A 20,508-nucleotide genomic window follows, 5' to 3' on the forward strand; every position below is an offset into this window, starting at 1 on the left:
AAAGTGGGCCACTCTTCCGGATTCCACCGGGTTCCGGTGGGCATCGGGGGGCACTGGCACGGCAGTATGCATGGGTGCGACGTACCCGGAATCTCATCCTGAGTGTGGCCGCCGTCGGCATTCTTGGAGGCGCGGTGCTGGTGGCGCGCGGCATGACCGGCGACGACCCAGGCGCGAGCGCGCTGCCTCTGGTCGGCACGTTCCAGCAGGCCGCGGCCCCGTCCCCGGCGGTGTCACCGACCCCGACCGGCCCCAGCCCGGAGGAACTGGCCGCGCAGGAGCGCAAGAAGCGGGTGAAGGCCCTCGACGCGGCGCTGAAGAAGTACGCGGCCACGGTCCCCGAGTTCTCTGTCGCGGTGCTCGACCGGACGACCGGCCAGACGTACTCGTTCGGCGGTGACGAGCGTTACGAGACCGCCAGCGTCGTGAAGGTGCAGGTCCTGGCGTGTCTGCTGCTCACCGCGCAGGACAAGGACCGCAAGGTGACCGGGGCTGAGGACGCGCTCGCCAAGAAGATGATCCGGCTCAGTGACAACGCCGCCACCACGTCGCTGTTCAGCCGGCTCGGCCGGGCGAGCGCGATAAGTGCCTGCAACAAGCGGCTCGGCCTGACCCAGACCAAGGTGAGCAGTTCCTGGGGCCTGACCCGGACCACGGTGAAGGATCAGGTGAAGTTGCTCGACGCGCTCGTCGACGAGGACGGTGAGCTGAACGCGAGCTCCCGGAAATACGCGAACACCTTGATGAGCACGGTGGCCGAGGATCAGGACTGGGGTGTCCCGGCGGCGGCGAAGGCGGGGGAGAAGGCCACCGTGAAGAACGGCTGGCTGTCCCGGTCCACCGAGAACGGCCTCTGGATCATCAATTCGGTCGGCCGGGTCACCGGCGGCGACACGGACGTCTCGATCGCGGTGCTGTCGCACCTGAACAAGACGATGCCGGCCGGGATCAAGGTGGTGGAGAAGGCGGCCAAGCTGACCAGGACACACCTGAAGTACTAGGACACACCTGAAGTACTAGGACACGCCTGTCGCGCTGGGCCGGGCCGCGCGCCACCGGCTGATCCAGGTCATCGACTGGTTGACGACCAGGATCAGGACGATCGCGGCCACCACGCCCTGCCACGGCTCCGGGAAGATGGAACCGCCGGCCAGGCCGATCATGGCGTAGACGACCGACCAGAGCGCGCAGGCCGGCGCGTTGGCGACCACGAAGGTGCGCCAGGGCAGACCGGCGAAGGCGGCCGCCAGCAGCACCGGCACGCGGCCGCCCGGAATGAGCCGGGAGACCAGCAGGACGGGGACCTGTTTCTCCTGGAGGCGGTGCTTGACCGCGGCGAGCCGCTCCTCGTCGCGCAGCCAGCGCAGCCGCCGGGCCAGGCTCTCGCCGCCACGCCGGCACATCGCATACATCACCAGGTCACCGACGTACGCGCCGGCGGCCCCGGCGACCAGCACGAAGAGCACGGTGATCGGGTGGGTGTGGAAGGCGAGGGCGGCGGCACCGCTGACCGCGGCCCCGGTCGGCACGACCGGCACGATCGCACCGAAGGCGACGACCAGGAACAGCCAGCCCAGGGTCGCCAGTTCGGCCATCACGGTGCCGGCTCCAGGGCCAGTGTCTCGCCGTGGGTGAGCACCCGGACCCGGGTCTGCGGCGACGTGCGCACCGCCTCCTCGGCGAACCGGGCGCCGGGACCGTCGAACATGTGCCGGCGGACCCGGCCCATGCCGATCGGCCACAGCGTGCCGTAGTGCACGGGAACGGCCCAGGACGCCTTCACCCGGCGCAGGGCCTCGGCGGCGTCGACCGGGTCCAGGTGACCGTGCGCGCCGAGAGTGGGACCCCAGCCGCCGACCGGGATCAGGGCCAGGTCGAGCGGGCCGAGTTCGCCCATGCCGTCGAACAGGCCGGTGTCGCCCGCGTACCACGTGCGGGTGGCGCCCTCCACGACGAAGCCCATGGCGACGGCCCGTTCCCGCGACCAGGGTCCGCGGCCGCCGTCGTGGCGGGCGGGGACGGCGCGGACCCGTACGCCCGAGATCGTCGTCTCCTCGCCCGGAGCGAGCTCCACCACTCGCCCGGCCGCCTCCCGGCCCAGCGCTCTGGCGGCGAAGGCGCCGGCGCCGCGCGGCACGATCAGCGGGGGCGAGCCGGGCACCGCCTTCAGCGAAGCCGCGTGGAAGTGGTCGGCGTGCAGGTGCGACAGCAGGACGGCGTCGGGCGCGCCGGGCAGCACGGGCGCCGGACCGGCCATCCGGCGCAGGTGCGCGAGACGGTCGGTGAGCACCGGGTCGGTGAGCAGGCGGACGCCGGAGTCGGCGAGCCAGACGGTGCTGTGTCCCCACCAGGTGACCGATGTCGTGCTCACGGGGTAACGGTAACCATACGGCGCAGGACGCTGCCGCACCGACGTGCGTACAGGTGCTGGAAGAGAACCGCGACCGGGCCGCCGAGCCGCATCAGGACACCGGCGGGCCGGCTGAACGCGGTCACGGTGAACCACACGTCACCGGTGTCGTCGAGTTCGGCCACGAACGCCTCCTCGCCGCTGGCCGGGTGACCGGGGCGGGTCCCGTACCCGAAACCGGCCCGTCGCTGATCCTCGGTGATCCACACCACCTCGCAGGGCGCGCGCAGCGGCCCCAGGCCGACCGTGACCTGCACCCCGGGCGTGGCGCGGCCGGCGTCAGCGGTGATCCGGGCGCCGGTGGCCCGGTGCATGCCGAAGGTGAGAATCGCCTCGCCGGCACGGCTGAACGTGTCCGTGCCGGAGCCGATCCGGGTGCGGTATCGCAGATGGCGGTAGCCCGCCGGCAACGGGCCGGTGCGGGTCACCCCGACGTGGGGATAGGTCAGCTCGGTCACCCTTGCAGTGTGCCCGCACGGGTCTCCCGGGTCGCCGGGGTGCCTGGTCTCCGGCACACTTACAACGTGACTGGACCTCGTTCCGCCGTGGTGTTCAACCCCGTCAAGGTGCCCGATCTCGATGAGCTGCGCCAGATCGTCGGCGACGGCCTGGAGAAGGCCGGCTGGCCGGCACCGCGGTGGTACGAGACCACCCCCGACGACCCCGGCCGCGGGCAGGCGAAGCAGGCCGTGGCGGACGGCGCCGAGCTGGTCTTCGCGTGCGGCGGCGACGGCACGGTCACCGCTGTCGTCACGGCGCTCGCCGGGTCCGACGTGGCCCTGGCCGTCCTGCCCGCCGGCACCGGCAACCTGCTCGCCGCCAACCTGGGCCTCGGCACCGACCCGGCGACCGGTCTGGAGGTCGCCCTCGAGGGCGGCCGCCGCCGGATCGACGTCGGCGTGATCGACGACCGGTGCTTCGTGGTGATGGCCGGCATGGGGTTCGACGCGCAGATGCTGGAGGGCACGTCGGAGACCGCGAAGAAGCGGATCGGCTGGCTGGCGTACGTCGGCGGGGCCGCCAAGCACCTGCTGGACCGCCCGATGCGGATCCGGATCCGGCTGGACGGCGGCCCGCCGATGCCGCGCCGCCCCCGTGCTGTGATCGTCGGCAACGTGGGCCGGCTGCAGGGCGGCGTGCGGCTGCTCAGCAAGGCCGAACCGGACGACGGCAAGCTCAACGTGGCGGTGCTGACCCCGGCGAACCTCGCGCACTGGGCTGCCCTGGCCCTGGCGGTGCTGCGCCGGCAGGAACGGGTGCCGCTGATGGAGACGTACACCGCATCCCGTGTGGAGATCTACAGTAACCGGGCACAGGCACGTCAGCTCGACGGAGATCTGATCGCACCGGGGAAGACCATGAAGATTCACGTACGGCCGAAGGCGCTGCTGCTCTGCGTGCCGCAGCCCGACACCGACCCTGACCTGGCCACCGACGCCGAGGCGGTCGCCGAGCGGGCGGAGAACCTTTGAGCAGTACCGAACAGGTCCCCGAGACACGGACCATGTCCGGGGACGACCTCTCCGCCGACGACGCGTTCCTGGCGTTGCGGCACTACGGCCGCTGGCCGCTGCTGCGTGACGCCTTCATCCGGTTCCGGTACGGCGACGGCTTCAGCCACTCCCGGGCGTTCGCGTTGCAGCTGTGCCTGGCGATCGTGCCGTTCCTCATCGCGCTCTCCGGTCTCGCCACCGACCTGGGGGTGGAGGCCGGCGGGCAGGTGGTGGCGGACACCGTCATCGCGCTCACCCCGGGCGCCAGTGCGGACGTGGTCCGGGAACTGCTCAACGAGGGCGAGCGCACCGAGGAGGCCGGTGAGGTCGCCCTGGCTCTCGGCATGGTCACCGGCCTGGTCGCGCTGACCATGGCGATGGCGCAGGTGGAGCGCGGCGCGAACCGGATCTACGGGGTGGAGCGGGACCGCCCGGCCCTGGGGAAGTACGTGCGGGCCACCCTCCTGGCGGTCACCGCCGGCCTGCCGGCGCTCTTCGGCTTCCTGCTGCTGGTGGCGGGACGCGCGTCGGGCAACTCGGCGGAGCGGAACCTCGGGCTGTCCCACGGCCTGCGGGTGACGTGGGACGTGGTGCGCTGGCCGGTCAGCCTCGTGCTGATCATCTTCGCGGTCGGCGCCCTGTTCCGGTACTCGCCCCGGCGCAAACAACCGGCCCTGTCCTGGCTGCTCTTCGGTGCCGTGCTGTCCACCGTGCTGTGGTGGCTGGCCAGCCTGGCACTCGCCGGGTACGTCCGGTTCAGCGACAGTTTCGGCGCCACGTACGGTCCGCTCACCGCGATCATGGCGTTGCTGATCTGGGCGAACCTGACCGGCATCGCGTTCTTCCTGGGCCTGGCGTTCGCGGCACAACTGGAGGCGAGCCGGGTCGGCGCCAAACCGGCACAGCCCGACCAGTGGGAGCCATCGACGGACGACATACCCGGTCAGCGGACCCCCGGTGTACCGGCTGAACCGTCCGGGTAAGACACGGCCCGTGGCTGTGACGGATGACAGAGCGGTGACCGACGACAACGCGGTGACCGACGACAGCGGTGTGGTGGAACGGGCCGGCTGGGCCCCGGTGCGGCACTTCGCCGAGCGGAGTGTTCTGGGACTGCTCGCGGTCCTCGCGGTCGGCCTCGGTTTCGGGGTCCTGCTGCTGCTGGTGCGGTTCCACTGGGGTCCCCTGCAGGATCTGGACCGCGCGGTCGCGGACGGCCTGAACCGCTGGGCGGCGGGTTCGGAGACGGTGGTCGCCGTCCTGAAACAGATCTCCGCGGCAGGTGGGCGGGGCTTCCTGGTCCCGCTCGTCGCGCTGCTGGTCCTGATGCTGATCATCCGGCGCCGGCCACGGCCGGCGCTCTACCTGATCGTCACCGGCGCCGGGGCCATGGTGCTCGACCCGTCGCTCAAGGCGCTCATCGGCCGGCTGCGCCCGGTGGTCGAGGTACCCGTCGCGACGGCGCCCGGCAACAGCTTCCCCAGCGGGCACGCCCTCGGTTCGATGGTCGTCTACGGCATGATCGTGCTGGTCTTCCTGCCCGCGATCCGGCGTCGCTGGCGCCCCTTCTTCATCGGCGCGGCGGCCGTGATCGTCGCGGCGGTCGGGTTCACCCGGGTCGCGCTCGGCGTGCACTACGTCTCCGACGTGCTGGCCGGGTGGCTGCTCGGGGTGGCGTGGATCAGCATCACGGCGTACGCCTTCCGTCTCTGGCGCCGCGAAGCCGGTCACCCGGCCTCCGAGCTCACCGAAGGCCTCGAACCGGAAGCCGGTCCGGATCTGCGACTGGCGCCCGCCGAAGGCCCGGTCCTGCCGCACCCGTGGGCGAAGGCGGCCGAGATCCTGGTCGGCTGGGTCTTCGTGTTCGGTCTGCTCTACCTGGTCGGATACACCGTCAAGCGGTGGACGCCCGGTTTCGACGAGGCGTTCCCGGCGTGGCTGCAGAGCCACCGCACCCCGTTCCTGGACGAACTGAGCTGGGCGTGGAGCAAGGTCGGCGACACGCACGCCATCCTCTTCATCTCGCTGATCTTCTGCCCGCTCGCGCTGGCCCTCTGGCGGCAGTGGCGCCCGGTGCTGTTCCTGGTGCTCACCATGGTCGGCGAGCTCACCCTCTTCCTCTGCGCGGCAGCCGCGGTGGACCGCCCGCGCCCGCCGATCGAGCAGCTCGACGGCCCGATGCCGACGTCGTCGTTCCCGTCCGGTCACATCGCCGCGACCATGTGCGTCTGGGCCGCGATCGCGATCATCACGATGGCCCGGTTCCGGCAGCCGTGGCGCTGGATCTTCCCGGCCCTCGCGGTGATCATGCCGCTCGGTGTCGCCCTGTCCCGGATGTACCGCGGCATGCACCACCCCACCGACATGCTCGGCGCCGCCCTGCTCACCACGGCGTGGATCACCGTCCTGTGGTTCACGATCCGCCCCAACGCCCACCCCGCGTCGGCCGTCGAAGCGGCGGACGAGGCCGCCGAAGCCACCACCGGGCGCCGGTTGGAGAGCATCGGATGACACTGCGGCTGATGACCTGGAACATCCGCACCGGCGGAGGGGACCGCCTGCCGGCGATCATCGAGGTGGTCCGGGCCGTCCGCCCCGACATCCTGGCGTTGCAGGAGCTGCGCGACTTCCCGGGGTACGGGGACCGGCGGCTCACCGGGCTCGCCACGGCAGTGGGGATGACCGCGCACCTGGTCCGCTCCGTCTTCGGCCAGCCGGTCGCGGTACTGGTCCGCCCGCCACTGCGCATCGCCCGCCGGTCCGGTGTGCGGTGGCGGCTGCATCACGCGGCGGCCGAGGCGACCGTCCCCACCACCGCCGGCCCGCTCACCGTGGTCAGCACCCACCTCAACCCGATCTCGCCGTACCGCCGGATGCGCGAGGCCCGCTTCCTCGCCGCCCGGCACGCCGGCCGCGGCCTCACGGTCATCACCGGCGACCTGAACGGTCTCGCACCGGGCGACCCGGCCCCCCTCGCCGACCTGCCGGCCGTCTACCGGCGCCGGCACCTGGGCCCCGACGGCGAACCCGACACCCGGGCGGTGGCAGCCTTCCTCAGCGCCGGCTTCACCGACCTCGCCGGCACCGACCTCGCCGGCACCGACCTCCCTGGCAGCGACCTTCCTGGCAGCGACCTTGCCGGCACCGACCTTGCCGGCACCGACCTTCCTGGCAGCCGCGACCTTGGGATCACCGATCTGGGCGGTACCGCGGCCGACCTCAGCACCGTGCCCACCACCGGCCTCGCCGCAGCCGAATTCGGCCGGATGCGCCTCGACTACGTGCTGGCCGCCCCGGCGGTGGCAGCCCGGGCCCACGACCTGCACGTCATCCGGGGCGGCGCCGCCGAGCACGCCTCGGACCATTACCCGGTGCGGGTCGACCTGGACCTTTAGTCCCCAGGTTCTGCGTTCAGCCGGCCCGTCGCCTCCGGCCCGTCGCCTCCGGCCCGTCGCCTCCGGCTCCCTGGCCGTCGCGCTGATCCCGCAGGCATTCGTCGCCCGCGCGACACCGGTCCTCGCGGTCCTCGCGCTGCTCACCGGTGTGACGCCGCTTCCGGTCACCGCCGGCCCGTCTGCAGGGCTTTGCCGCGTCGTCTCCGCGCATCTGGCTGCGGAGCACCGCCGTGTCGTTTTCCCGGGCCTGGCGGCGGCGCCTTGCCGCGTCGTCTCCGCCTACCTGTCTGCCGCGTCGCCTCCGCAGCGAAGTTGATCGTCCAGCGCTACGAAATCGCGGTGATCATGGGGCTGAAACCGCGATTTCGCACCGCTGGACGATCAACTTCTCGATGTGCCGGTGATCCTGCGCGGCGGCCAGTGCGGTGATCGCCGACGTTGACCGGGTTGGGCCCGGTGAGCCCGGCGGCCGCGGTCTCCCCGGGGCCTGCTCGGGATCGACCGCTCGGCTCGCACTACTCGTCGCCCAAGTGGGCCGGGTCGGGCAATTCCGTGCCCGGGCTCGTGCTTGCGGTCGACCAAGGGCGAGCCCGGCTACCACAAGCGCAAGCTCCACCCGGTCGGCTGTCACTGGTGGTGGGGGTGGAGCGCCTTCAGGCAGCCGCGGCTGACAGCTGGTTTGGTCGGCTGTCACTGGTGGTGGGGTGGAGCGCTTTCAAGTAGCCGTGGGTGACAGCTGGTTGGCTGGTGGTCGTGTGAGAGCTTTCGGGCAGCCGTGGGTGACAGCTGCTTTGGTCGGCTGTCGCTGGTGGTGGAGTTGGAGGGCTTTCGGGCAGCCGTGGGTGACGGCTGGTTTGGTTGGCTGTCACTGGTGGTGGTGTGGGAGCGCTTCGGAGCAGCCGTGGGTGACAGCTGGGCTCCGGTGGCTGGTGCCTGTAGCCGCGGTAGCCGTGGGCGTCGACTGGGCCGACTCCGATCGATGACGACTGTCGCGGTGGTCTGCCGTACCCGTACCCGTACGCCGTCCTTCGCCGTCCATAATCTCTCGGGTGACCATCGAGTTCCCGGCGCCGACCGGGCCCGCCGCCGACCGTGCCGAGGTTTTCGTACGCTACCTGGAGTACTTCCGGGAGACGCTGCTGGAGAAGGCGGCCGCTCTACCGCCGGCCGAGCTGCGGTCCAGCCGGCTGCCGTCCGGCTGGACTCCGCTGGAGCTGGTCAAACACCTGCGGCATGTGGAGCGGCGCTGGATCGAGTGGGGGTTCCAGGGGCGGGACGTGGGTGACCCGTGGGCGGATCGGCGCGACGACCGGTGGTACGTCGGTGAGTCGGAGACGCTGGCGGGTCTGGCGGCGGAGCTGCGGGCCCAGGGGGCGCACACCGCGGCCGTGGCGACCGGCACCGACCTGGCCGCGGTGGGGGAGCCCGGCGAGCGCTGGGAGGGCGCCGACCCGGCGACTCTGGAACGGGTTCTTTTCCACCTGCTGCAGGAGTACGCCCGGCACGTCGGGCACCTGGACATCGTGACCGAGCTGGCGACCGGCCGGCAGGGCGAGTGAGCCGCAGCGGGATCTGAGCGGCCGGGCAGGGGTGAGCCGCAGCGGGAGCTGAGCGGCCGACAGGGGGTGAGCCTCAGCGGGAGCTGAGCGGCCGGCAGGGGGTGAGCCTCAGCGCGGGCTGACCGGCCGCGTGCGCGCGAGGTGGCCGGCGATGGCGTTCGCGGCGCGGCGCCCGGAGGTTGTCAGTGCGTTGTGCGCGGCGCCGGGGATGGTGACGGATGTGCCGCCGGTCAGCGAGGCCACGCTCGCGCGCCACCGGGCCGGTGCGATCGGGTCGAGTTCGCCGCCCAGCACCAGCGGGCGAACCGGCAGGTGGGCCAGGTCGTCCTCGATGTGGTTGCGGACCGAGTGATCGACCGTCGCCAGCACCCGCCACGGGCGGGCCACCATCGCGTCGCGGGCGATCATCGGGGCCTGTGCCGGTGCCTCGACGAGCATGTCGACCAGGAAACGGCGGACCAGGCCGGTGCGTGAGCGGGCCACCGGGTCGGTGGTGGGACCAGCGAGGACCAGGGCGGCCACGAGATCCGGGCGGCGTACGGCGAGGCGCGCGACCACTTCGGCGCCGAACGAGTGACCGGCCAGGCAGACGTGATCGAGGGCGAGGGCGTCCAGCCAGGCGGCCAGGTGGGCGGCGTGCCCGTCGACGTCCCAGGCGGTGCCCGGCTTGTCGCTGAGCCCGAAGCCCGGGAGGTCGGGCACCAGCACCGGGTGGTGGGGTGCCAGGGCGCGGGCGGTCGGCAGCAGATAGCGGTGCGAGACCGCGAGGCCGTGGACCAGCACCACCGGTACGCCGGCGGCAGCGCAGCGGTGACGGTCGTGGGTGCGCACCCCGGACACCGTCGTCCAGCGGCTGCGGAACCCCGTTGATCTCGGCATGGCTACGTCAGTACCCAGCCTTGCAGCGGATCAAAGGAAGTCGGCTCAAAGGACAGCCGGCTCGAAGGACAGTCGGATCAAAGAGGGCGAACAGGGATCAGGTGAACAGGCCGGCGACCACCCGGTCACGGCCGTCCCGCTTCGCCGTGTAAAGGTTGCGGTCCGCCTCGGAGAGCAGCGCCGAGAACGTACCCCTGCCGTCCGGCGTCGTGGTCACGCCCACGCTGGTGGTGACCGGGAGGTTCCCGGTGATCGGCTCCCAGCCGTGCGCCCGGATCCGCAGCCGCAGCCGCTCGCAGCGCTCGGTCGCCTCGGCGGCGTCCACACCGGGGTAGACCAGCAGGAACTCCTCTCCACCCATCCGCGCCGCGAACGCCGAACCGCAGGCGGCCTCGGTGAGCAATTCGGCGACGTGCTGGAGCACGGTGTCCCCGGTGGAGTGCGACAGCGTGTCGTTGACGCGCTTGAAGTGATCCAGGTCGATGATGGCGAGCGAGAACGGCAGGCACTTGGCGGCGGCGTCGAGCAGCAGGTCCGGCACCCGCTCGTTGATGTAGCGGCGGTTGTGCAGGCCGGTCAGCGGGTCACGGTGGGCCATCTCGCGGAAGTGCTCGCTGTCGCGGCGGGCCTCGTTCGCCTCGAAGACGGCCTGCAGTGCGCGGGCCCGGGCGTCACGTTGCGCCGAGTGCAGCGCGGCGGCCTCGGCGTGGAAGACGCGGTGTTCCTCGTACGCCTCGGCGAACCGCCCGGTCGCCGCGAACAGGGCGGCCTGCTCCTCACGGACCCGGGCGCTGACCGCGGCCAGTTCCCGTTCGGCGCAGAGCACGCGGGCCGAGTCCAGGGCCTCCTGCGCCTTCTCGTAACGGCCGTTCTGCCGGCGGGCCAGGGCGAGCGTGAGCAGGCACTCGGCGACCGCGTCGCCCTCGTTCGCGGCGACCTGGTCGGCCAGCACCGGCTGCAGGAGGGCCTCGACGGCCGCGTACCGGCCGCCCATCAGCTCGACCCGGGCCATCGTGTCGAGTTCGTTGGCGCCGAACCGGTGGCCGGTGCGTTGCTGGATCTCGCGCATCTGCCCGACCAGCAGCCGGGCGGACGGCTCGTCGTCCAGCTCGAACGCGCTGTAGGCCAGGTTGTTGAGGACGAGCAGGGTCAGTTCGGTGTCACCGGCCGTCGCGGCCAGGGTCAGCGCCTCCCGGGCCCGGCGTTCGCCATCCATCGGCGAGCCACCCTCCTCCAGTGCCACCGAGAGGGAGAGGAGGTGACGTGCCCGTACGTTGCCCGGCACGTCGTCGGGGAGCACGGCGACGCCCTGCACGGCGTGGGTCAGGCCCTCGGAGAAGTCACCGACGGCCCGGTAGAAGATGGAGAGCTCCCGGTGGGCGCGCGCCCGCACGTACGGCGAGTCGTGCAGCTCGGCCCAGGACCGGACCTGATGTGCCAGCTGGCCGCCCTCACCGGTACGGCCCTCGCGCAGCAGCACCGCGGCGAGGAGCAGCAGCGCCCGCTGGGCCAGCTCGTCGGCGCCCAGTTCACGGGCCTGCCGTTCGAGGGCTTCGGCGGGCGCCCGGACGGTTCGGAACTGCGACATGGGACGACCCTCGAGCTCCTCGATCGATCTCTCGAGGGCTTCGAGGGCGGGGACACAGCTCACCGTCTCGGTCGTCACTGTCCCTACTTTCCTGTGCTCGCCGTGACGTCCCACAGTCCGCCGCCCGGGTGGCAGATCGGGTCGATCCTGGTTGCGGACGGGTTGCGGGCCCCTCAGCGGCGGGTGCGAACAGGGGCGGGTGGAGCGGACTCTTCAGCGGCGGGTGCAGACGGGTGCCGAGTCGGCGATCCGGTCCGCGCCGTACTCCACCGCGACCCGGAAGCAGTAGTTCGCCCGCTCGTTGAGGTTGTAGACGACGTAGTCGGCGGCACCGCCGGGCAGTTCCTGGAACTTCTTCGGTTCCTCGCCGGTCCGCCCGCCGGAGATGTGCACCGGGCCCCGCGCGCCGCGTGGGTAGACCCACTGCAGCGAGACGCTGTCCCCGTCGTCGCGCAGCCGCACGTTCTGCGGTGCGCCCGGTTCCGCCGCGGTCGTGCTCTCGGTCACCGGGCCGGACGCGGTGCCGCCGGGTGCGCCGGCGGCGGGCGGGTTCGCCGAGGGGGCGGCCTGCGGGCCGGTGGCGCCGTCGGCGTCCGGCAGGGTCAGGATCACCACGGCGGCGGCAGCCGCGACAGCGCCGGCCAGGGCGGCGGCGAGCAGCAGGGGGTTCGCGGGGCGGGACCGCGGCTGCCGATCCAGGCGTACGGGCAACGCGGTGCCCACCGGCGCCGGTCTGCCGTCGTCACCGTAGTCCGGCGCGGGATGGCCGGGCAGCGGCGGCGGCGTGTCCGCGCGGGCGTGGCGGCCGGTCAGGTCACCGGGCAGCCGGTTCAGGTCGCTGAGGTAGAGCGGCTGCTGGTAGACGGTCCCGTTCGGGTCGGTGGGCCGGTTGTCGGGCGCCGGCATGTCGTCCTCGACCGGGTAGACCGTGCCGCTGGGGTCGGTGGGGCGGTCGTCCGGCGGTGGCATGCCGGGCGCCTTCGCCGGGTACGGCGACGGGCTCGCCGGACCGGGGTCGGGAACTGTGGGCCGGCGGGGGAACGGCCGGAACGGCGTACCGTCGCTCTGTTCCCGCCGCCCGCAGGTGTGCCGCCCGGTGGGCCCGGCGCCGGCCAGCCGGGTGGCCTGCCGGGCCAGCGGATGATCGGCCGGCAGGTACCGCGCGCTCAGCTCCTGTGCCAGCTCCAGGTGTTCGGCGGCCTCCTGGTCCCGGCCGCACTCGCGTTCCATCGCGCCGAGCCGGGCCAGCATCTTGATGCCGGCCGGCGCCGCGTCACCGTGGACGTCACGGTGGTGCCGCCAGGCGCGGGACAGCCGGGCCCGGGCGGTGCCGCAGTGCCCGGCCGCGTGCTCGGCGATCGCCAGGTCGGCCTCGGCGGCGAGCACCCGGGGAGCGGCCGGCCCGTCCAGCCGGGCCAGTTCGCCGACCAGGTCGTGGTAGACGAGCGCGGCCCGTCCGTGCTGGCCGATCTGCTGCAGCACGGCCGCGTGCGTGGCGGCCGCCGCGATGGTGCGTTCGTCGCGGCGGCCGTGCAGCCGTTCCTCGGCGGCGTGCGCGAAGGCCGCCCACAGCCGGGCCGCCTGCGGGTCGCCGAGGGCGATCAGCACCCGGGCGTGCAGGGCGGCAGCGATCGCCAGGTCGGCGGTGGCGCGCCGGGGATCGGCGTTGGCGTCACGCAGCACCCGGTCCAGGACGGCCCGGGCACCCGTGAGGTCGCCGGCCGTCGACAGCGTCTGCGCCTGGGCGGTCAGTTCAGCGAGCGGAGCGGCCATGTATCTCATAGTGCTCGGATGAACACCGTAGGTACAAGTTTCGGGCACCGAAGTGGACAGGGTAGAACTTCGGTATGTCCCCGATCTCATCCGTCAAGCGCGAACTGCTCGTCCGTCACCTGCAGGCCTGGGCGGCGGGTGCGCTGCACCGGTCCCGGCGGGCCACCTATGTGCACGGCTACGCCGACGCGGACGGCGGCGCAGCGGCGGAGGCGGCGGTTCGTGCCCTGGCCGAGCTGCCCGACCTGACCCGCGGGCGGGAACTGTCCATGGTGGCGGTCGGCGACGACGTCACCGGGGTGGGTGAGCGGCTGATCGGGGCCCAGCGGGACATGGGCGCGGGGGCCGGGCTCGCGGTGCTCCCGGTGGGTGGCGGGACTGACGCGCGGTTGCCGGTAGCGCTGAAGGCGGCGGGTGCTTCGGGCGTACCCCTGCTCGCCTTCCTGGACGGGGCAAGCGCAAGCGCGTCGCCGGCCGTGCCCACCGTGTCGGCCGCGACCATCGGCAAGCCCGCCGAGGTGGTGCTGACGCTGGCGCCCGGCGTCTCCGTCGAGCCCTACCGGGAACTGGGGTTCCCGCTGTTCACGGCCGCGGAACTGGCGACCGGCACGGAACCCGGCGAGGTGGTGGCTTTCGCCACCACCTCCGCGAAGAGCCTGGAGAGCTTCAAGGAGGCGCTCTGGGCGGTGGACGAGTTCGCGGGCGTACGGCTACGCGACCCCGCCGACCCGGAACGGCACCTGATCGACATCTCGCTCGAACCGCACCCGGGGCCGTTGCGCCGGGAGATGCTCGCGCACCTGTCCGTCGTGGGTGCCGCCACGGTGACCGAGCTGCGCACCTTCACGCTCACCGAGACCGTCTACCGAGCCGCGGACGCGACCCGGGTGCTGCATTCGCTTGTCGACGCGGGGACGGTGACGCGCAGCCCCGAGCACGGGCGGCTCGGGGGCGACGTCGTGATCCGCGGGAACTCCTGACGGGTCACCGGCTGCGGCTCTTGTCCTGCTTCCAGGACACCGGACCGGGCAGGTCGTAGCGGTGCGCGCGGGTCTTGGAGTTCCAGGACCAGCGACCGATCTTGAAGGTCCAGGACGAGTAGCCGTTCTCGGTGAAGTTCAGAATGAGGGGGCCGAACTTCTTGCGGCTGCGGAACACGAGTCCCATCGGAACGCTCCCATCTCGTTTGGATGGGCGGACGATTCCCGATCTCCTCGATCCACAAACGTCAGTCGCGATCGACGTGCCCGGATCCGTGCGCGACAAGCGTGGCCGGGCCCGTGCCGGACGCGCGCCGGGTCAGCGTGGCTGCCACGCGTCCGGGCGGGTCGTCAGCTTGCGGACGTGCGCCGGCATCCGGCCACTGATCAGCTCGGCGAGGCTCACCTCGTCGACCACCTCCCGGACCGCGGCCCGGACCGCCACCCACAGGTTCGGCAGGTTCTCCGCGGCACCGGTGTACTGCGTCTCCTCGGGGCGCAGGCCGCGCACGCCGGCGAGGGGTCCGTCGACGGCCCGCAGGATCGACCCGATCGTCACGTCCCGCGGTGGGTGCGACAGCGTGTAGCCACCCTCGGCGCCACGCTGCGCGCGCACCACACCGGCACGACGCAGGTCGGCGAGCACCGCCTCGAGGAACTTCCGAGGCATCTCTTGTTCTTGGGCAATGGCCTGGGCGGACATCAGGGCGGGATAGGCCTGCGCCAAACTGAGGGCGGCCCGGACCGCGTAGTCACCGCGCGCGGAGATCTGCACCTGACCATCATGCCCCTCCCACGCCAATCGGACGTATATACCCCAGGGGTTTATGGGAATTGCCGGCCGCAGAATTACCGTCAGTCAGACGGCAGTCGCTGACCGGGTATCCCGCTGGGCTGATCGTCGCGGTACCGCGTCCGGAAATGGCCAGGGCTCAGGCCGGTCTCCCGGTGGAAGAAGCGGCCGAAGTTCGTCGGTTCCCCGAACCCGAGACTGCGGCCCACCTCCGCGACCGACAGCGGCGTCGCGGCGAGCAGCCGCTGCGCCTGAAGGGCGACGCGGTCGTCGACGACCTGCTTGGCGGTGCGGCCGGTGAGTGCCAGGCTGGCGCGGGTGAGGGTACGCACGGAGCAGCCGAGCTCGCCCGCGTAGTCCTCCACCCGGCGGGTGTGCGGGTAACGCTCCTCCAGGCGCCGGCGGAACCGCTCGAAGGTGCGGCTCTCCACGTGCCCCGGCGGCGGGTCGCCCGGGTCGAGCAGGCTGATCCGCAGCAGCAGGGCGGCGAGCTGGTGCCGGAGCAGGGCGGCGACCACCGGGTCGCCGGCCGATTCCCCCGGTGGCCCGGCGGTGTCGCGTGCCAGGCGGTCGAAGGTCGCGTCGTCGTCCAGTCGCACCGGCCGGCGGGCCGGTCCGCCCGGATCCTCGGGCGCGAGGCCGGGCAGCTCGTCCGGATGGCCCGCCGGCGCGAACAGGCCCGGGCGGAAGACGATCGTCCTGGTCTCGTGGTCTCCCGGTTCGAACCTGACCGCCTGCCCGGGACGGATCCAGAGCAGGGTGCCCGGCGCGCAGCGATGGACACTGAAGTCCACCTCCGCGGTCACCGGACCGGTAACGGTCAGCACGAGAGCGTGGCAGGGAAGGAGCCCGGTGACGGCGCCGGCGGTCACCGGAAGGGCGCAGCCGCCGATCCCCGCCCGGTCGGGCAGGAGCTGAGCGGGCGCCGCATCGGCGGAAATGATTGCTGGCATCGCGCCGACGGTAACTGTCGATGACGGTCTACGCACCCACTAGTGACCACGCCGGGGCTTATGTCCGTTTTCGTGCTCGGGATTCGCTATACGTCCGATTCCGATTCCTTTTCGGAGATCTATTACATATCCGGATAAAGGGCGACCCGCGCGGACCGGCAGTGTCCGAGCGGGTCGCCCTTTGATCACGCGTGCTGTTGCCGCCCTATCGGCCTGCCAGCAACCTGTTGACTGCCGCGTCGACGTCCAGGTGGTCGGACTCCCGGCCACGCGGCACCACCACATAGGTGCGCCGCAGGAACCGGACCAGGACGCTGCGCGGTACCTCGAACAGCGCGTTGCCGTCCGGTGACGACAGGGCCAAGGCGACGAAGTCGCCCCGCGGAGTGGCCCAGGGCCACACCCGTACGTCGCCGATCCCGGCCGGCTCATCGAGCCCGGTCACGAGAAGTTCCCGCGCGAAGGACCAGCTCACGGCTTCCCCACCGGCTGATTCTGCGTGGAACAACACGTGGACCGCATATGGGTCAGCTGGGTCGTACCGCAAGCTGGCGCGCACGGGCAGTGCCGTCGCGTCAGGCGCTACGAGCCGCAGCGAGGTTTCGACCTCGACGGTCGTTGGACGAATGGTACTCATGGACGAACTCCCCCCGGCACCGCTGCGAGGCTGGTGAACCCCGCGTTTCCCATACTCAGGTGATCCCTGTCGTTACGCTCCGCCATACGCTGATCTCACCCAGTAGTGGGAAGACGGTTCCGAAAACGCCACCGCGCAGGACGCAAAGCGATATCTTGTCCTGTTCTGCCCAGGTACTCGGTTCCGCCCGGCGTCGGGTGGTCCAGCAGTTGACTTACTCCGGTAACGTCCATTCCTCCCGGGTAGTGACGGGGCTCCCGGACACTGAGGGATGAAATGGGCCCAAAAACGGACGACGAGGTTTCAGACGTGCGTGTGCTCGACCGTATCCGGTCCAACTCCAGCGGGCGGCTCGCTCTCAAGATCGGTGTCGGTGTCCTCGGCGGCCTGGTCGTGGCCGTCGGCATCGTCCTCATCCCGTTCCCCGGCCCCGGCTGGGCGATCGTGATCCTGGGGCTCGCCATCCTGGCCGTCGAGTTCCACTGGGCCCGAGGACTCCTCGCCTTCACCAAGCGGCACGTCCAAAGCTGGACCCACTGGATCGCCCGCCAGTCTCTCCCGATCCGCGCCCTCGTCGGCCTGATCGGCATGATCTTCATCAGCGCGGTGGTCTGGACAAGCGTCCGGCTCAGCTTCGGCATCGATCTCGTTCAGGTCGCCCTGGGCTGGCTCGGCATGCGGTGACCCCTGATTCGCACGAGACGGGACCCGTCTAGTAGAGTTCCTTCTCGTTGAGGGCGATTAGCTCAGCGGGAGAGCGCTCCGTTCACACCGGAGAGGTCACTGGTTCGATCCCAGTATCGCCCACGAGCTTGGGGCGCCCCTGTCTGCAGAATGCGCAGACGGGGGCGCTCGTTTTGTCATGCGCGACTTCGTCGCGCGGCGGGGGCTTCGCCACCCGCACCCCCTCTGCCGGGCTCGCCCTTTGTGGGTGGCTGGGGGCTCGCTCCGCTTCGCGGTCGCGTCGGGGGCGTTGTGCTTGGTTCGGTCGCTCGGGCTCGCTCCGCTTCGCGGTCGCGTCGGGGGCGTTCTGCTTGGTTTGCTGGGGCTTGCTCCGCTTCGCGGTCGCGTTGGCGTGCCGGTCCTGGGTCGGGACCCTGCTCCTGTTCGTCATGGTCGTGTGGTCGCCTGGGCTTTGCCGAGGTTGCGGCAGAGGGTTGCGAGGTCCTTCTGGCGGCGATATGCCGCCCACTGGCCGGTCCACGTCGCGAGGTCGCGCATCCAGGGCAGGTGAGTGGTGTGGGCCTTGGCCGACCATTTGTCGGCGTTGCGCGTCGCGAAGAAGGTCATGACGTCGGGGTCGGTCGCAGCCCACGCCGGGTGTCCCGCCACCCACTCTTCGGCCTGCTGCGGGGTGTGGCCGCTACCGATGAGCCATGGCATGACAGCGGCCAGTTCCACCCACGGTGCGGCCCGGGTCGCCATCGCCCAATCGACGATCCGCAGACCGCGCGGGGTCACGATCAGATTGGCCGGACAGAGGTCGGTGTGAACAAGCGTGTCGCCGGCCATCGCGGGGTGCTCGAACCCGAGCCGCGCCTTCGGATCGAACAACGGCACATCAGGTGCTGGCTGGTCACCGAGCACCGTCAGCGCCTCCCCGAGAAGGTGCAGGCCGGGGCTTGCCGGGGACAGGTCGGCGTGCGGGCCGTCGCAGTGCTCGAAGCCGACCACCAGCCAGCCGGCCGCCTCGAAGTACCACTCGACCGCGGGTGAGTGGGACGTGCTGACGGCCTCACTCACCCGCAGCTCGAAGCGCAGCGACCGGACACCGAGATCGGTATGGGCTGCCTTGACGAAGACCTTTCCTCGGCACCCGGTGACGGTGGCGGCTATCTCCGCGTGGTCACCGGCCGTGGCCGGGATGACGTGACCTTCGCCGACGCGGTCGGCGATCTCGGTCGTGACGGCCTCGGGCAGCTCGTCCCAGTCAATGCGCATCGATCAGTCGGCTCTCTCAAATTCCAGGGTTGGGCGGGCAGCAGGACTTCGCCTCGCCGTCCCAGCATCTCTTATGGGCTCATTCGGGCCCGAGCTGGCGAATGCGCGGCCGGTTCGGGGATGGACGCCGCCGTTGCTTAAGATCCTCGGATGCAACCGCGAGTGCAGGAACAGCACATTGCCGTGTTCGGCGGAAGTGGCAGTGGTAAGACGGTGCTGCTGTCCTCGTTCTACGGGGCCACGCAAGAGCCGGAATACCTGCAGCGACGGCTTTTCAACGTCCTTGCCGACAATGTCGGACATGGTCAGCGGTTGTACAAGAATTACGTCGGTATGCGGGATGCGGCGGACACGCCGGCGCAGACCCGATTCGCCGCGCGGTCGTACGCCTTCACGGTGAAGATGAAAGACGGCTCTGATTCCTCGGAGGCGAAGGCGCGGCCGTTCGACGCGTTGCGCCTCGTGTGGCACGACTACCCGGGTGAGTGGTTCGAGCAGGAGCCGAGCGGGGCCGAGGAGGCCCGGCGCCGGATCGACACCTTCAAGGATCTGCTCGGTTCCGACGTCGCTCTTCTGCTGGTGGACGGGCAGCGGCTGCTGGACAACGCGGGCGAGGAGGAGCGGTACCTCAAGTCGCTGTTCGTCGACTTCCGCAACGGGCTGCTGCGGCTCAAGGACGACCTGCTGAAGGACGGCAAGCTCGTCGACTTCCCGCGGATCTGGGTCCTGGCGCTGTCCAAGGCGGACCTGCTGCCGGGCATGGACGTGTTCCGGTTCCGCGATCTTGTCATCGACAAGGCCTGCGACGAGATCGACGAGCTGCGCGATGTGATCGGCGACCTGGTGGAAGGCCGCGACGTACTGTCCGTCGGCGAAGACTTCATGCTGCTGTCGTCGGCGCGGTTCGCACCGGGCCGAATCGACGTGACCAAGCGGATCGGGGTGGAGCTGATCCTGCCGGTGGCCGCGATCCTCCCGTTCGAGCGGCACCTCCACTGGAACAGGATCATGCAGGTGCCCAGCAAGGTCGCCGGGAGCATTCTGGCCGGCACCGAGAAACTGGCCGCAGCGCTGGTCAGGCGCAAGACGAGTGGCCTACCGGGCCCACTCGGCGCACTGGCGAACCGTGTCGGGCCGGATGTCGTGAGCGAAGCGTTCAAGCTGGTCGGTGACCAGCTCCGAAAGGTCAACTCCGAGGCGGTGACCAAGCAGGAGAACCTGTCGGCCACCCTGACCAGCTATCGGATGGACCTGGACCGGGGTGAGTCGGAGCGCGTCCTGCTGCGGAGCCGGAGATGAGCCTCATCTGGGCGACACGCGGGCGTACGTGGGGCTTCCGGTTCCTCCTCGACGGAGGGCTCGCCGATCCGCTGCTGGAGTACGAGGCCGCCTTCGCGGACGCCGGGGACGGGCCGGAGGTCTGTCACCGTGCCGGTGACCGGGTGGCGCTGCGGTTCCCGGATCCGCTGGGACGCCGAGATCGGGCCGGCCGGGTGATCCCGCACGATTTCGTGATCTCCGGGTCGTCGGCCGCGGAGATCGACTCGGTGGCGGCCGGTATCCGGCTGGTGTGGGACGCACCGGAGATCTCCGGTGAGTTCGCGCGGGTCTGGGAACTGCCCGAGCCTCCTCCGGCGTGAGCGGCGCCCGGTGGGCTGGTGACGCCTCCGGCACGGCAGCGAAGGCCAGGTGTGATACCGGATTCAGGCGTTTCGTGAGTGCAGGATGTGTTTGAGCTGCTTGCTGCCTTGCTCGAAGTCGTCCCGATCGGCAGGGCTGACGTTCGCCAGAGAGGCGAAGGCCGAAGCGGCGTCCTCAATGGTGTAGCCACCGCTGCACCACCTGGTCGAGGATCAGCGCGCCTTCCGCAAAATCTGCGGGGCTTGCGGGTTCTTTGTCAGGATCCGCGCGGTGCGGAAGGCGCCGTATCCCGCCGGTCCGTACCCCCACACCATCGCGGTCACGAATGCCTGGACCGCTTCGGCCTCGCTGTCCGCAGCGCCGGCTGCGCCGTCCCATCGAGCAAGCGCGTACCGCAGCCGATGGGGGATCGCCGGTATCGCACCGTTCGGCATGGGCACCATGCTGCCACCCCTGAGGTGCCGGT

Annotated in this window: 22 protein-coding genes and 1 tRNA gene; 11 read left to right on the plus strand and 12 right to left on the minus strand. The window is 71.1% G+C overall.

What is annotated here, in order from left to right; translation table 11 throughout:
- Positions 1-74: 74 nt before the first annotated feature.
- Complete coding sequence (locus LPA41_RS09470; RefSeq protein WP_229069678.1) at positions 75-1,001, plus strand: serine hydrolase; 927 nt, start codon at positions 75-77, stop codon at positions 999-1,001.
- Positions 1,002-1,016: 15 nt separating this feature from the next.
- Here the strand turns inward: LPA41_RS09470 and LPA41_RS09475 are convergent, their stop codons facing one another.
- From LPA41_RS09475 to LPA41_RS09485, 3 genes are read right to left on the minus strand one after another with little or no spacing between them, the layout of a single operon-like run.
- Complete coding sequence (locus LPA41_RS09475; protein ID WP_229069679.1) at positions 1,017-1,595, minus strand: DedA family protein; 579 nt, start codon at positions 1,593-1,595, stop codon at positions 1,017-1,019.
- Positions 1,595-2,371, minus strand: a complete 777-nt coding sequence (locus LPA41_RS09480) for an MBL fold metallo-hydrolase (protein ID WP_229069680.1) — start codon at positions 2,369-2,371, stop codon at positions 1,595-1,597. The genes LPA41_RS09475 and LPA41_RS09480 overlap by 1 nt, the downstream gene beginning before the upstream one ends.
- Entirely contained in the window at positions 2,368-2,868 is a 501-nt protein-coding gene (locus LPA41_RS09485; RefSeq protein ID WP_229069681.1) for a DUF1990 family protein, read from the minus strand. Before LPA41_RS09485 ends, LPA41_RS09480 begins: the two co-directional genes overlap by 4 nt.
- 66 nt (positions 2,869-2,934) lie before the next feature.
- Between LPA41_RS09485 and LPA41_RS09490 the strand changes: the two genes are divergently transcribed.
- The 5 genes from LPA41_RS09490 to LPA41_RS09510 all read left to right on the plus strand — a co-directional run bounded on the left by LPA41_RS09490 (position 2,935) and on the right by LPA41_RS09510 (position 8,857).
- Positions 2,935-3,882, plus strand: coding sequence for a diacylglycerol kinase family protein (locus LPA41_RS09490; protein ID WP_229069682.1), 948 nt, complete (start codon positions 2,935-2,937; stop codon positions 3,880-3,882).
- Positions 3,879-4,886 (plus strand): YihY/virulence factor BrkB family protein, encoded by a 1,008-nt coding sequence (locus tag LPA41_RS09495; protein ID WP_229069686.1) that lies wholly within the window; start codon positions 3,879-3,881, stop codon positions 4,884-4,886. Before LPA41_RS09490 ends, LPA41_RS09495 begins: the two co-directional genes overlap by 4 nt.
- A gap of 16 nt (positions 4,887-4,902) precedes the next feature.
- Positions 4,903-6,414, plus strand: coding sequence for a phosphatase PAP2 family protein (locus LPA41_RS09500; RefSeq protein ID WP_229069881.1), 1,512 nt, complete (start codon positions 4,903-4,905; stop codon positions 6,412-6,414).
- A gap of 11 nt (positions 6,415-6,425) precedes the next feature.
- On the plus strand, positions 6,426-7,298 hold the full coding sequence (locus LPA41_RS09505; protein WP_229069688.1) for an endonuclease/exonuclease/phosphatase family protein: 873 nt from the start codon (positions 6,426-6,428) through the stop codon (positions 7,296-7,298).
- Between the two features lie 1,049 nt (positions 7,299-8,347).
- Positions 8,348-8,857 carry a DinB family protein gene (locus LPA41_RS09510; RefSeq protein ID WP_229069690.1) on the plus strand — a complete coding sequence of 170 codons (510 nt, stop codon included), beginning with the start codon at positions 8,348-8,350 and terminating at the stop codon, positions 8,855-8,857.
- A 108-nt stretch (positions 8,858-8,965) separates the two neighbouring features.
- Here LPA41_RS09510 and LPA41_RS09515 read toward each other — a convergent pair whose 3' ends face one another.
- The 3 genes from LPA41_RS09515 to LPA41_RS09525 all read right to left on the minus strand — a co-directional run bounded on the left by LPA41_RS09515 (position 8,966) and on the right by LPA41_RS09525 (position 13,097).
- Positions 8,966-9,736 (minus strand): alpha/beta fold hydrolase, encoded by a 771-nt coding sequence (locus LPA41_RS09515; RefSeq protein WP_229069692.1) that lies wholly within the window; start codon positions 9,734-9,736, stop codon positions 8,966-8,968.
- Positions 9,737-9,833: 97 nt separating this feature from the next.
- Positions 9,834-11,402 carry a GGDEF domain-containing protein gene (locus LPA41_RS42680; RefSeq protein ID WP_229069694.1) on the minus strand — a complete coding sequence of 523 codons (1,569 nt, stop codon included), beginning with the start codon at positions 11,400-11,402 and terminating at the stop codon, positions 9,834-9,836.
- A gap of 135 nt (positions 11,403-11,537) precedes the next feature.
- Positions 11,538-13,097, minus strand: coding sequence for a fibronectin type III domain-containing protein (locus LPA41_RS09525; protein WP_229069696.1), 1,560 nt, complete (start codon positions 13,095-13,097; stop codon positions 11,538-11,540).
- Positions 13,098-13,171: 74 nt separating this feature from the next.
- Between LPA41_RS09525 and LPA41_RS09530 the strand changes: the two genes are divergently transcribed.
- Positions 13,172-14,077, plus strand: a complete 906-nt coding sequence (locus tag LPA41_RS09530) for a hypothetical protein (protein WP_229069698.1) — start codon at positions 13,172-13,174, stop codon at positions 14,075-14,077.
- Between the two features lie 4 nt (positions 14,078-14,081).
- Here LPA41_RS09530 and LPA41_RS09535 read toward each other — a convergent pair whose 3' ends face one another.
- The 4 genes from LPA41_RS09535 to LPA41_RS09550 all read right to left on the minus strand — a co-directional run bounded on the left by LPA41_RS09535 (position 14,082) and on the right by LPA41_RS09550 (position 16,460).
- Positions 14,082-14,264: a DUF4236 domain-containing protein gene (locus tag LPA41_RS09535; RefSeq protein ID WP_229069700.1), complete on the minus strand. Its 183-nt coding sequence runs from the start codon at positions 14,262-14,264 to the stop codon at positions 14,082-14,084.
- Positions 14,265-14,396: 132 nt separating this feature from the next.
- The gene (locus LPA41_RS09540) at positions 14,397-14,852 is read right to left on the minus strand and encodes an Rrf2 family transcriptional regulator (protein WP_229069702.1); all 456 of its coding nucleotides are present in this window, start codon (positions 14,850-14,852) and stop codon (positions 14,397-14,399) included.
- Between the two features lie 80 nt (positions 14,853-14,932).
- Positions 14,933-15,823 carry an AraC family transcriptional regulator gene (locus tag LPA41_RS09545; protein WP_229069704.1) on the minus strand — a complete coding sequence of 297 codons (891 nt, stop codon included), beginning with the start codon at positions 15,821-15,823 and terminating at the stop codon, positions 14,933-14,935.
- Between the two features lie 205 nt (positions 15,824-16,028).
- On the minus strand, positions 16,029-16,460 hold the full coding sequence (locus LPA41_RS09550; RefSeq protein WP_014446635.1) for an SsgA family sporulation/cell division regulator: 432 nt from the start codon (positions 16,458-16,460) through the stop codon (positions 16,029-16,031).
- Positions 16,461-16,736: 276 nt separating this feature from the next.
- Here LPA41_RS09550 and LPA41_RS09555 point away from each other — a divergent pair, with 276 nt between their 5' ends.
- Positions 16,737-17,144: a TIGR02611 family protein gene (locus LPA41_RS09555; protein WP_229069706.1), complete on the plus strand. Its 408-nt coding sequence runs from the start codon at positions 16,737-16,739 to the stop codon at positions 17,142-17,144.
- 51 nt (positions 17,145-17,195) lie between these two features.
- A tRNA-Val gene (locus LPA41_RS09560) sits at positions 17,196-17,267 on the plus strand.
- Positions 17,268-17,570: 303 nt separating this feature from the next.
- Here the strand turns inward: LPA41_RS09560 and LPA41_RS09565 are convergent.
- Entirely contained in the window at positions 17,571-18,401 is an 831-nt protein-coding gene (locus LPA41_RS09565; protein ID WP_229069708.1) for a phosphotransferase, read from the minus strand.
- Positions 18,402-18,551: 150 nt separating this feature from the next.
- Here LPA41_RS09565 and LPA41_RS09570 point away from each other — a divergent pair, with 150 nt between their 5' ends.
- Together LPA41_RS09570 and LPA41_RS09575 are read left to right on the plus strand one after the other, a co-directional pair.
- Positions 18,552-19,700: a hypothetical protein gene (locus LPA41_RS09570; protein ID WP_229069709.1), complete on the plus strand. Its 1,149-nt coding sequence runs from the start codon at positions 18,552-18,554 to the stop codon at positions 19,698-19,700.
- Complete coding sequence (locus LPA41_RS09575) at positions 19,697-20,041, plus strand: hypothetical protein (RefSeq protein WP_229069715.1); 345 nt, start codon at positions 19,697-19,699, stop codon at positions 20,039-20,041. Before LPA41_RS09570 ends, LPA41_RS09575 begins: the two co-directional genes overlap by 4 nt.
- A 213-nt stretch (positions 20,042-20,254) precedes the next feature.
- Here LPA41_RS09575 and LPA41_RS09580 read toward each other — a convergent pair whose 3' ends face one another.
- Positions 20,255-20,476 (minus strand): hypothetical protein, encoded by a 222-nt coding sequence (locus LPA41_RS09580; RefSeq protein WP_229069717.1) that lies wholly within the window; start codon positions 20,474-20,476, stop codon positions 20,255-20,257.
- Between the last annotated feature and the right edge of the window lie 32 nt (positions 20,477-20,508).

The sequence above is a fragment of the Actinoplanes sp. DH11 genome (assembly GCF_020873875.1).
In the GTDB taxonomy this organism is placed as follows: Bacteria; Actinomycetota; Actinomycetes; order Mycobacteriales; family Micromonosporaceae; genus Actinoplanes.